Source organism: Humisphaera borealis, assembly GCF_015169395.1.
Lineage (GTDB): Bacteria > Planctomycetota > Phycisphaerae > Tepidisphaerales > Tepidisphaeraceae > Humisphaera > Humisphaera borealis.
Genome location: NZ_CP063458.1, coordinates 4434786 through 4446155 on the forward strand (window position 1 = coordinate 4434786; position 11370 = coordinate 4446155).

An 11370-nucleotide genomic window follows, 5' to 3' on the forward strand; every position below is an offset into this window, starting at 1 on the left:
ACACTTGAGAGCGTAGCACGTGGCGAACGAGGAGGCATCTTGTACAAGTCCGCACCGCCAACAGTTTTCAGCCGAAACAAGCTCCGTCAGTCGACCGCCGGCATCCTTGCATTCCTCCTGTTGGTGCTGGTGCCATCGCTCGGCCATGCGGAAGAGACGGCAGCGCCGCCGCGTGTCGAAAGCGACATCCTCTATCGGCCTAATGTCGAGGCCGCCGACGACTACGCCCAATCCAAATGCACCCTCGACTTCTACTACCCGTCCAAGCCTGCGAAGCAGTTCCCGCTGGTCGTCTGGTTCCATGGCGGCGGACTGACCAGCGGCAGCAAGACGGGAACCAAAACCGCTGAGAACGGCGGGGAGGTCGGGCTGTTCCGGAGGCTCAACGATCAGGGCATCGCCGTTGCCTCCGTGGGCTATCGCCTCAGTCCCAAGGTGAAGTACCCGGTCTACCTTCAGGACGCAGCGCAGGGCGTCAAATGGTGTGTCACGGAGGGCGTTAAGAAGGGGGCAGATCCCAAGGCGATCTTCATCAGCGGACACTCGGCCGGCGGATACATCGCCGCGATGCTCGCGATGGACGAGGGTCTGCTGAAAGAGGCAGGCGTGCCGGGCGACAAGATCGCCGGGTACATCCCGGTCAGCGGACAGATGCTCACGCATTACACCATTCGCGGCGAGCGCGGCCTGAAGAAAGAGAACGTTTCGGCAGATGCCGCCGCGCCGATCTACCACGTCCGCAAGGTCGCTCCGCCGATGCTGATTATCGTCGGCGACAAGGACATGGAAATGCGACTGGAAGAGAACCAGCTCTTCTACTCGGCGATGCACGACCTGGTGAAGAACGAGACGACGTCGATCGTCGTCGTCCCCGACCGCAACCATGGATCGATCTGCAACCGCCTGCTCACCCCCGGCGACAAGGGCGGAGAAGCGCTGTTGGCGTTCGTGAAGAAGTGGGGCGGGAAGCACGGAGGTCAGTAGCCGATGACGAACACCCTCAATGGCCAATCTCAGACCTGTATGTCGAGATTGAGATTTGAACCTTCACTCGTCATTCGTCATTTCACCCCTCAGTACATCGGCAATTCCGCCTGCACCAGTTCCGGCTTGCCTTCCATCTTGAACACACGCGTTTTGTAGGTGGTGACCTTGCAGCCAGGGGAATCACGCAGTTCGCCGTTGTCGAGGCGGAACGGCCAGGCGTGCCAAGGGCAGACGGCGCAGCCTTCATGAACCCATCCCGCGGCGAGGTTTCCGCCGGCGTGGGGACAATAGTTGTCCATCGTGTAGACGGCCCCCTGATGCAGAAACAGCGCGAGTTTAAAGCCGCCGATTTCGACGTACTTGCCTTCGCCTTCGTTGAGTTCGTTTAATTCGCAGAGACTGGTCCAGGCCATGAGGTTGCGGGTGGGGTTAAACGTGCCATCGGTGCAATGGATGATACGCGGAGAAATGGATGGAGACGAGCGAGAATCGTAGTCTTGCCGCTTCAGTATCCCAGCGACTTGGCCGCCTCGCGAATGCGCTCAGCGCTTGCCCGCAATCCGGCCAGTTCTGCGTCGTTCAGCGGAACCGCGAGCGTCGCATCGACGCCTCGGCGGTTAACGACGCATGGCACCGACAGGCAGACGTCGTCGATCGCCTCGGCGTCGGGGCGTCCCAATGGTCGCCAGTCTTTCAGCAGGCTGCTGACCGGCAGGACGCGGCCCTCATCGTGCAGGATCGCTTCAAGGATCTTTCCCGTCGCCAGCCCGACGGCGTAGTTGGTCGCCCCTTTGCCTGCGATAATCTGGTACGCGGCATTCTTTACGTTCTCGAAGATCTCGGTGCGGTCGCGGACTGACAGCTTCCCATGGCCCTGCACCGCCCACTGGTGCAGCGGAACGTTCGCAACGCTCGCGGTGCTCCAGAGCGGCACCTCGCTGTCGCCGTGCTCGCCGGCGATGTATGCGTGGACGCTCTGCACCGCCACCTTCAGCCGTTCGGCGATCAGGAATCGGAACCGCGAACTGTCCAGCACCGTTCCACTGCCGAACACGCGCTGCGGCGGCAATCCACTGATCCTCTGAGCGATATAGGTGATCACATCGACCGGATTGGTCACCAGCAAGTAGACGGCGTTGGGGGCGACCTTCAGCAACTGCGGAAGGAGCGTTTTGCAGATACCGGCATTCGCGCCGGCGAGGTCCATCCGCGTCTGCCCCGGTTTCTGCTTTGCACCAGCGGTGATGACGACGACGTCGGCGTCGGCGCAGATCGCGATATCGTCCGAGCCTTCGATCTTCGCCATCGGCACGAACTGCAGGCCGTGGTTTAGGTCGAGCACCTCTGCGGTGACCTTGGCGCGGTTCAGGTCGTACAGAACGATCTGCCTGGCAATGCCACGGATCATCGCTGCGTACGCAATGGTCGCCCCGACACTGCCGGCTCCGATGACGGCAATCTTCGCAGTACGGTCTGTCATGTCGGCAATGGTATACCGGTGGGGGCGAACTAAAACATGTACAGGCGGGCGATGGTCAGTAGAAGCGCTTCGAGAAGAAGAACTCCCGAAACGATTGAGAGCACGGAGCTTCGACGCCGGGACCGATTCCGCGGCATCGATGGGGCGGGCAATCCGTGCCGGTGTTCGATCGCGGCGATGATCAGGCTTGCTTCAAAACGGTCAATTCCAAGCCGAGCGGCTTCGCGGTAAAGCGCCTTGCGTTGGTCGTAGCGAAGCACGCCTTCGCCGAGTTGGGAGCGAACGCGCTCGGAGAACTCTTCCACCAGACCGACGGGCGACTGCAGGCCCGAAGCGATCGTCGCCGTTTGCCGGGCGACCATCGCCGCCGAGGCGACATTCTCGCGCGCGGCATCTTTACTGGCTTGATCGGAAAAGGTGACCGCAGGGGCAATTACCCGTGCGGGCACAACGCGGGTCTTCACATGCCGCAGCCCCGCCTTGGCCGAAGCAGCGGGGCGAGCAGAGTCGACCTGTATGGCAAGGTTCTTGAGCGAAAGGTGCAGTCCGGCGGGATCGTCGCGATATCGATGCCGGATCTGCCGGGCTCGCCGACGATACGCAAACGCCGTCGCCGGGGAGGGGACGTCCTGGTCGATCTCGGGAATGTGGCTACCGGCGATCACATGTTGCAGTCTACCGGCAACGAACGAAGTTCCGGCAGGAAATCTGCGAGGGTGACAACCTGTGGACAAGCGACAGGCACCCGAGAGCCGACAAGGCCCGTCGGCCAGAAAAGGACAAGACCCGCGTCGCGACCGCTACCGCGGTGCGACGCGGGCCTGCCAGGCTCCAAGACGTCTGTATACCGGCTCGATTCGCCGGCGTGTAAGGGAGACCTTACTTCAGGTCTTTCATGTACTTCTTCGGATCGGCCTTAAACTTGGCGATGCAGTCGGCGCAACAGAAGGCGATCACTTTGTCTTCGTAGGTTGTCGTGACCTTCGGATCGACTTCGTTCTCTTTTTCAATCGGACAGAACTTGTTGACGGGCTTACTCGGATCCTTTTTGGCAGCGTCGGCGGCCAGAGGCTTATCCTGGGCGGCGAGTACCACCGCGCCGCAGGCGGTCAACAACAAGAGGGCAAGTACCAGATGACGCATGTGAGAACGCTTCCTTTCGCTCGCGGCGGGCTTGCAACGCATCCTTGCGCTGGCGGAGCCGATCCTACCGTTGTCATCGGTCGATTGAAAGGTGGTCCGATAAAGTTTACGGACGGACGAGTCAGTGCCTGCGGTTTTCTGACCCTTACTTCTTGTAGTACGACGTGTTACGTTCAATGAACTCGGCCCAGTCCGGGGGCAGATCTTCCTGGGGGAAGATCGCGGTCACCGGGCATTCATCGACGCAAAGCCCACAGTCAATGCAGGTGTCGGGGTCGATGTAGAGCATGTCTTCGGTTTCGAAGTCCGGATCGTTCTTGGTGGGGTGGATGCAGTCCACCGGGCACACGGTGACGCACGCCGTATCTTTCGTGCCGATACAAGGTTGCGCGATAATATGGGTCATAGCACTGTCGAGGAAAAGAACTCAGGGACCGACTGCGGGCGAGCGATTATACAGACTACCCGGCGAATGTCATGAGGCACGTGGATTATGACGGCGAGTTTGAAAATCGCCCCGGTCCGCCAAGGTGTCCCCCACGGCCGGCCTCGGAGCTGGCATTCGGGCGTATACCGCCGCTTCAATCGAGTGTCGTCACAACCGCTCATTATCCCCCACAAGGAATAAACCGAAGAACGGATCGTGACGACCTTCTCGCCCGACCTGCGCCCTCTCCCAGCCGTTGCTGCACCCGTGCAGACCCGTTCGGTCGGAGCCGTCGGTCTTGTTTTGATCGCAGGGTTGTTCGTTGCCTTGTGCCATGTCTGGCTCGTGTCAGCCGGCTATTGGGCCCACTGGCCCATGTACAGCGACCGCTATGACCGTCTGGCGACGGCTTTTGCCGCCGGGCAGACCCATCTGACCATTGCCCCCGACCCGGCGATGCTCGCATTGGCCAATCCCTACGACCCGGTCGCCAACGAAGTCTATCGAAAGCAGCCCGGCGTCCATGACGCCTGCCTGTACAACGGAAAGCTCTACTACTACTGGGGACCGACGCCGGGCCTGATGCTTGTTCCCGCAAAGCTCCTGCTGGGCAATCGAGTCACGATCGCCGATCAGCATCTTTGCTTCACATTTGCGATGGGCCTCGTTGCCGTCACGGGGTTGATGCTGCTTCGTCTTCGGGTGGCGTTCTATTCGTCGTCGCCAGTCTGGCTCCCGGCGCTGGGTGTGTTGTTGACCGGACTCAGTACGCCCATCACCTGCATCATGACCCGGGCAGCGGTTTACGAGGCAGCAATCCTCGGCGGCCAGTTCTTTCTGCTCGCGGGGATCTACCTCGCATGGCGCGCGATCTCAGGATTCAGCGCCGGGGCAGATGTGGCGGCCGACAGCACCTTCGTCAATCGCCGTTCACACCGAGCACTGCTGCTCGCGGGCGTATGCCTGGCGAACGCGGTGGGCAGCCGCGTGAGTCTTGCGGTCACCGTAACGGCGATCGGATTGGTCATCGTCGGCGTGATCGTCTGGCGGTATCGACATCAGCCGAGGCAATGCCTTAAGGCGCTCGCATTTTTCGGTCTGCCGCTTGTCGTCTCGGCGGTGGGGCTGTGTGTCTACAACGCCGTCCGGTTTGATCACCCGCTGCAATTCGGACAGAAGTATCAGCTCGGCGGGGCGGACCTTTTGGCGTTGCCCGGATTGTTCGGCATCGACAACCTCTGGCCTAATCTCTGGAGCTACTTCGTCCGGCCGATCGCGGGGCTCGACCACTTTCCTTTTCTCATCGCCGTTCAGGGCTTCGAGCAGTTCCCTGCCTTCATTCGCATACCGCCGGGGTACGAAATCTACGAGCCGATCAGTGGCCTGCCTCGGGTGATGCCGGTCCTCGTGGTCATCCCGCTGGCGGCGATCCTAGGATCGCGCGCGCTGTCGATCGCGCGCACGCCGGCCCCAGGAACTGCCACAAAAGCAGATGACGGCGGCCGCGCTCTTCGGACACCCGTCATCCTGCTTCTGCTGGCGGCCGTCCTCGGTTTCGCGCCGGTGCTGTTGATGATCGGGTCTTCGCAGCGGTACCTCGCCGACTTCACACCGCCCCTTGTCATCGTTGCGATCGTCGCGGTCTGGCATCTGACCGATGTTCGACGCGTCAGTGCCCGCTCGGCCCGCCGACTTCTCACGAGCTTTACCTGCCTTGCCGCTATCACTCTTGGCATTGGCGTGCTCATTTCGATCGACGGATATGGTGCCCACTTCCGGTTGAAGAACGCGCGGCTTTACGAATCACTCGGCGGTCAGATCGAACCCGAAAGCGAAAACACAACGGACATCACTCATGCAAAGCACTGAAGAATCCACCACCCTGATGACCGTCGGCGGCGAGATCGGCGAGACCGACCGACCCATGCAGACTTGCTGCCCCCTGTGCCGGTCGCGACGCCTGCACTACGCGTTCTCCATTCCAGGCCCGAAGACTGCCGAAAACGCGGCGCAGGGCGACGGCCTCCGCGTGGTGCGATGCGACGAATGCCGCTTCATGCTGCTGAACCCGCAGCCGTCCGATGCCGAGCTCAGATCGATCTACTCCGCCGACTACTTCCTGTCGGACGAACAAGGTCACGCGGAGAGGATGAAGTCATCCACCGCGCGCGGTTATCTTGAGATGCTCTCCCGGTACCGCGGTTCAACCGGCGGAAGGCTTCTCGAAGTCGGCTGCGGCCAGGGTGAAGGCATGGTTGAAGCGGCCGCGGCAGGCTACGAAATCGTCGGCGTTGAGATCTCCCAGTCATCGGCGGACGTCGCGCGAGACCGTCTAGCGATGGCATCGGGCCGGTCGGGAGCGACGGCATCGGGGACTGTGCACTGTTCGACACTTGAAGAGGTCGATCTTGCCGAGGCGTCATTTGACGTATGCATCCTCGCCGACGTTATCGAGCATGCCCGCGACCCGCTGGCGATGCTTCGGCGGATTCGCACGCTTCTCAAGCCGGACGGCGTGCTGCTCATCGCCACCCCTTCGCTCGACTCCTGGTCGGCAAAGCTGATGAAGCGCAGCTGGATGGAGTTTAAGCCCGAGCACCTGAGTTACTTCGATCGCAACACACTTCAGAACATGCTTTTCCTGGCCGGCTTCTCCGACACGATCGTTACGCCGGGCTACAAGACGCTCAATCTGGATTACGTCGCGGGCCATTTCGAAAAGTTCCCCGTGCCGATGTTCAGCCGGCTCGTTAGAACGACATCGCGCCTCTTGCCCAGGCGGCTTCGCCGGCGTGATGTGCGTGTGGTGGCGAGCGGGATGGTCGCGATGACGCGCGTAAATCCTGCCGCGGGCGAACAGCCGATTCGGAAGCAGCACACGCTCTCGATCGTCATTCCCGCGTTCAACGAGAGCGCGACGGTCGGGCCGTTGCTGGACGCGGTGCTGAAGAAGCAGATTCCGAACCTGGCGATCGAGGTGATCGTGGTCGAGAGCAACTCGACCGACGGCACGCGGCAGATCGTCGAAGAGTACGCCGGGCATCCGCGTGTCACGGCAATCTTCGAGGACAAACCCCGCGGCAAGGGCCATGCCGTGCGCACCGGATTGAATGCCGCACAAGGCGATTTCGTGCTCATCCAGGATGCCGATCTTGAATACGACCTGGAAGACTACGACGTGCTCCTGGAGCCGCTGATCACCGGCCGCGAGGCGATCGTGCTGGGCAGCCGTCATGGCGGCGACGCCTGGTGGAAGATGCGTCAGTTCGAGCGACAGCCGATCACCAGTGCGTTTCTTAATTTCGGGCACTGGGTTTTCACGACGCTCGTGAACGTTCTGTTCCGGCAGAAGCTGCGTGACCCGTTTACGATGTACAAGGTCTTCCGCCGTGATTGCCTTGCGGGGCTGGAGTTCTACTGCAACCGGTTCGACTTCGACTACGAGCTGCTGATCAAGCTCATTCGCAAGGGCTACAAGCCGATTGAGATTCCGGTGAACTACCGATCGCGAAGCTTCAAGGAAGGCAAGAAGGTGAGCACCTTCCGGGATCCGATCAACTGGCTCAGGGCACTTGCATGGCTGCGGGTCACCCGGATCGATCCCCTGGGTGTCGTTGCGCGATCGGCCCGACCGACGATTGCGACGACGGCGAGCCTCGGCAGTGACGACGCGTCGCTCCGCAATGCGGCTTGATGCGCTGTTGATGATGGTCGCGGCGGTGGCGCGGTGCGGTGAATGTTGCCTCGCCGGACGCAGCGGTCGACTCGCAATCGGCCGCGCCATCGAATAGTCTCCCTGGCAACCATCATGGCACGTTACTTCATCACCGGCGGAGCCGGATTTATCGGCAGCAATCTTGCAGATCGGCTACTGGCCGACGGTCACCAGGTGACGGTTTACGACAACCTCTCCACAGGACAGCGCGAGTTCATCGCCCCGGCGAGCAGGCAGAAGGGCTTTACCCTGATCGAAGGCGATGTGCTCGACGAGAGCCGCCTGGGCTCGGCGGTCGCCGGGCACGACTTCGTCTTCCATCTGGCCGCCAACGCTGACGTTCGCTTCGGCACCGACCACCCCCGGCGCGACCTCGAGCAAAACACCATTGCAACTTACAACGTACTCGAGGCAATGCGCCTTGCCGGCATCAAGCGGATCGCCTTCAGCTCGACAGGCAGTATCTACGGCGAAGCAGCGACGATCCCCACACCCGAGGATGCGCCCTTCCCGATCCAGACGTCGCTCTATGGTGCCAGCAAGCTCGCCGGCGAAGGCCTCATCAGCGCGTATGTCAGCGGTTTCGGCTTTTCCGCGTACATCTTCCGGTTCGTCTCGATTCTTGGCGAACGATACAGCCACGGGCACGTGTTCGACTTCTTCCACGCTCTCGCGAAAGATCCGACCAGGCTCCGCGTGCTCGGCAATGGCAAGCAGCGGAAAAGCTATCTCTATGTAAAGGACTGCGTCGAAGCGATCCTGACGGTCATTGAGAAGTCCGCCGAGCCCGTCGCGATCTACAATCTGGGCACCGATGAGTATTGCCAGGTGAACGACTCCATTGGCTGGATCTGCGGCAAGCTGGGCGTGAATCCCGAGCGGCAGTACACCGGCGGCGACCGGGGATGGATCGGCGACAACCCCTTCATCTTCCTTGATACGAAGAAAGTCCGCTCGCTCGGATGGAAACCCAGGCTCACGATTCAGAAGGGCGTTGAAAAGACCGTGGAATACCTGACGGCCAACCCGTGGCTGTTCGAGAGGCGCTAGCAGAGCGAACCGGCCCTGCTGTGCGGGCCACCGACCGAGTCCTCTCCCTCGTACCGGGAGATGGAGCGAAAGTCATGCTCCCACTTCAATCCAAACTCGCATTGGTCACCGGTGCCTCGCGCGGTCTCGGCGAAGCGATCGCCCGCCAACTCTGGTCGGCCGGTGCGTCGCTCGCGCTGGTAGCCCGCGACAGCAAGGCTTTGGAAGAACTCGCCGCCAGCCTTCCGGAAGCACCTTCTGAAGGTCAGAGGCTTGGCGTGTTCCCCGCGGATATTGCCGACATCGCGTCTCTCGAAGCATCGTTTGCCGGCATTTCCGCGCAGCTCGGCGACGTGGACGTACTGGTGAACAACGCGGCCATTCAGGGCCCGCTGGGGCCGTTGGAGTCCATCGATTTCGCCGCTTGGAAGCAGGTTTTTGACGTCGATCTATTCGCCGCGGTCCGGCTGTGCCAGCTTGTCATCCCGGGGATGCGGCGTCGGGGCGGCGGTAAGATCATCAACATCTCCGGCGGCGGTGCGACGGGCCCCCGGCCCGATGTGACCGCCTACGCGTGCGCCAAGACCGCATTGGTCCGCCTCGCCGAGACGCTGGCCGAAGAGCTGAAAGACGCCAGGATCGATGTCAATTCCGTGTCTCCCGGCGCCATGAATACCCGCATGCTTGAGGAGACCCTCGCGGCCGGGCCGGCCGGCATCAGGCGGGAGTTCCAGCAGGCGATGGAGCGAAAGCAGAAAGGGAGCGGCGTTCCTCCGGAGAAGGCCGCCGAACTGGTCGTTTTCCTGGCGTCGCCGGCGAGCGATGGCATCTCAGGCAAAATCATCAGTGCCGTCTGGGACCCCTGGCGTGCCCTCCCGGGTCATCTGCAAATGCTGGCCAATTCTGATGTCTTTACCCTTCGTCGGATCACGGAGAAGGACCGGCAAATCACCTTCTAGTGTGGCCCCTCGCATCGAAATCCGCCGGGGGGAAACCCGACGAAGGAAGCTGCCGGCAGACGGACTCCACCTCGCGAAGCCGACGCATCGGGCGTTGTCACTGTCCGGTGCTTGGATTACAACCCCCGCCCGGTGGATACCTTTTGGAAAATTGTAGCGACACTCGCCCTGGTCGCGCTCAACGGCTATTTCGTCGCGGCCGAGTTCGCCGCGGTCAGCGCTCGAGCTTCGCGGTTCGAACAACTCGCCGAAAACAGCCTGGTGTATCGGATGTGTCTGGAGATCAAGCGCAAGCTCGATCTCTACCTGTCCACGTGCCAGATCGGGATCACGATCGCCAGCCTGGCACTCGGTGCGGTGATCGAACCGCTGGTCGCCGGGATCATTGACTCGCTGCTGGTCCGCATGGGGCTGGCTTCCGAGCCGCTGCCCGGACAGCACAGCGGACTGGCGATCGGGCTTGGCCTGGCGATCGGCACTGCTTTGCACGTGGTGATCGGCGAGCAGGCTCCCAAGAACTGGGCGATCCAGTTTGCCGACCGGGTGCTGCCGGTTCTCGCCCCGCCCCTGATCGTCTTCACGTGGGTGTTCTTCCCGATCATCTGGGTGCTGAACTGGGTCAGTAACGCCATCCTCCGCCTTTTCGGCGTCCACCTGAACAACGACGCCCATGGCGGGCTCCCTCATACCGAAGACGAGCTCAAGGCCCTTCTCGCCCAGGCTGTTGCCAGCGGCACCATCGCCAAGGGTAACGAACAGATCCTGACCAGTGCGTTCGATTTCGGCGACCTCAAGACGAGGCAGATCATGACGCCCCGGACACAGGTCGATTTTCTGTCGCTCGATCAGCCGGTCGGCAGGATTCTCAACACCGTGCAGAAGAGCGCTTATACGCGGTTCCCGCTGTGCGACGGCGACATCGACCACATCGTCGGCCTGGTCCATATGAAGGACCTTTTCACCCACCTGAAGCTGGTCCCCGGCCGGCTCCGATTCGCCGACGCCACCACCCCGGCCGGCGAGGCGATCGCGATCGCCGACGGATTGCCCGGGTCGAGCGTGCACGTGATTGGCGCCGGCGATATCGAACTGATGCAGATTAAGCGCGATGTGCTGTTCGTCCCCGAACTTCTGCCGGTGCCGAAACTGCTTCGGCAGTTTCAGACCAGCCATGTCCACATGGCGGTCGTCGTTGACGAGTATGGCGCAACGCAGGGCATTGTGACCCTGGAGGACGTTCTCGAAGAGATCGTCGGCGAGATCGAAGACGAGTTCGACGCCGCCAAGCACGCCGGCGATTTCGTGAAGGAAGGGGAGGGGTTCCGCGTCAGCGGTTCGTTTGCGCTGCACGAATTGCGCGAGAATCTCAAGCTCGACAGCGACGAGTTGGAGGCTGACGACGTTGACACCGTCAGCGGGCTGGTGGTGCGGGAGCTAGGCCGCTGGCCGCGGGTCGGTGACAAGATCGTCATTGCGAACTACGTCTTCCGCGTGGTGAGCATGGTCCAGCGAACCCGTCGGGTCGGACAGGTGTTCATCACGCCGCAAACGCAGGATCAGATGCGGGCAGACGGACCGGGTGCGGCGTGAACGCCGGGTGCGGAGATGCAACGGCTGACTGCTGAGTCTT

Annotated in this window: 11 protein-coding genes; 6 read left to right on the plus strand and 5 right to left on the minus strand. The window is 61.8% G+C overall.

Annotated features, from left to right (window positions below; translation table 11 throughout):
- Positions 1-39: 39 nt before the first annotated feature.
- Complete coding sequence (locus IPV69_RS16505; RefSeq protein WP_206290789.1) at positions 40-984, plus strand: alpha/beta hydrolase; 945 nt, start codon at positions 40-42, stop codon at positions 982-984.
- An 89-nt stretch (positions 985-1073) separates the two neighbouring features.
- On the opposite strand, the gene IPV69_RS16510 is transcribed toward IPV69_RS16505, so the two are convergent.
- From IPV69_RS16510 to IPV69_RS16530, 5 genes are all read right to left on the minus strand, one after another.
- Positions 1074-1400: a Rieske (2Fe-2S) protein gene (locus IPV69_RS16510; protein ID WP_206290790.1), complete on the minus strand. Its 327-nt coding sequence runs from the start codon at positions 1398-1400 to the stop codon at positions 1074-1076.
- Between the two features lie 92 nt (positions 1401-1492).
- Positions 1493-2467, minus strand: coding sequence for an L-lactate dehydrogenase (locus tag IPV69_RS16515; RefSeq protein WP_206290791.1), 975 nt, complete (start codon positions 2465-2467; stop codon positions 1493-1495).
- Positions 2468-2496: 29 nt separating this feature from the next.
- The gene (locus IPV69_RS16520; protein WP_206290792.1) at positions 2497-3132 is read right to left on the minus strand and encodes a hypothetical protein; all 636 of its coding nucleotides are present in this window, start codon (positions 3130-3132) and stop codon (positions 2497-2499) included.
- A gap of 214 nt (positions 3133-3346) precedes the next feature.
- Positions 3347-3610, minus strand: coding sequence for a hypothetical protein (locus tag IPV69_RS16525; protein WP_206290793.1), 264 nt, complete (start codon positions 3608-3610; stop codon positions 3347-3349).
- A 145-nt stretch (positions 3611-3755) separates the two neighbouring features.
- The gene (locus IPV69_RS16530; RefSeq protein WP_206290794.1) at positions 3756-4016 is read right to left on the minus strand and encodes a 4Fe-4S dicluster domain-containing protein; all 261 of its coding nucleotides are present in this window, start codon (positions 4014-4016) and stop codon (positions 3756-3758) included.
- A 288-nt stretch (positions 4017-4304) separates the two neighbouring features.
- On the opposite strand from IPV69_RS16530, the gene IPV69_RS16535 reads away from it, so the two are divergent.
- From IPV69_RS16535 to IPV69_RS16555, 5 genes are all read left to right on the plus strand, one after another.
- The gene (locus IPV69_RS16535) at positions 4305-5906 is read left to right on the plus strand and encodes a hypothetical protein (RefSeq protein ID WP_206290795.1); all 1602 of its coding nucleotides are present in this window, start codon (positions 4305-4307) and stop codon (positions 5904-5906) included.
- Positions 5893-7731: a glycosyltransferase gene (locus tag IPV69_RS16540; protein WP_206290796.1), complete on the plus strand. Its 1839-nt coding sequence runs from the start codon at positions 5893-5895 to the stop codon at positions 7729-7731. The genes IPV69_RS16535 and IPV69_RS16540 overlap by 14 nt, the downstream gene beginning before the upstream one ends.
- Positions 7732-7845: 114 nt before the next feature.
- On the plus strand, positions 7846-8802 hold the full coding sequence (locus IPV69_RS16545) for an NAD-dependent epimerase/dehydratase family protein (RefSeq protein ID WP_206290797.1): 957 nt from the start codon (positions 7846-7848) through the stop codon (positions 8800-8802).
- A 74-nt stretch (positions 8803-8876) separates the two neighbouring features.
- Entirely contained in the window at positions 8877-9740 is an 864-nt protein-coding gene (locus IPV69_RS16550; protein WP_206290798.1) for an SDR family NAD(P)-dependent oxidoreductase, read from the plus strand.
- Between the two features lie 132 nt (positions 9741-9872).
- Entirely contained in the window at positions 9873-11330 is a 1458-nt protein-coding gene (locus IPV69_RS16555) for a hemolysin family protein (protein ID WP_206290799.1), read from the plus strand.
- Positions 11331-11370 lie beyond the last annotated feature (40 nt).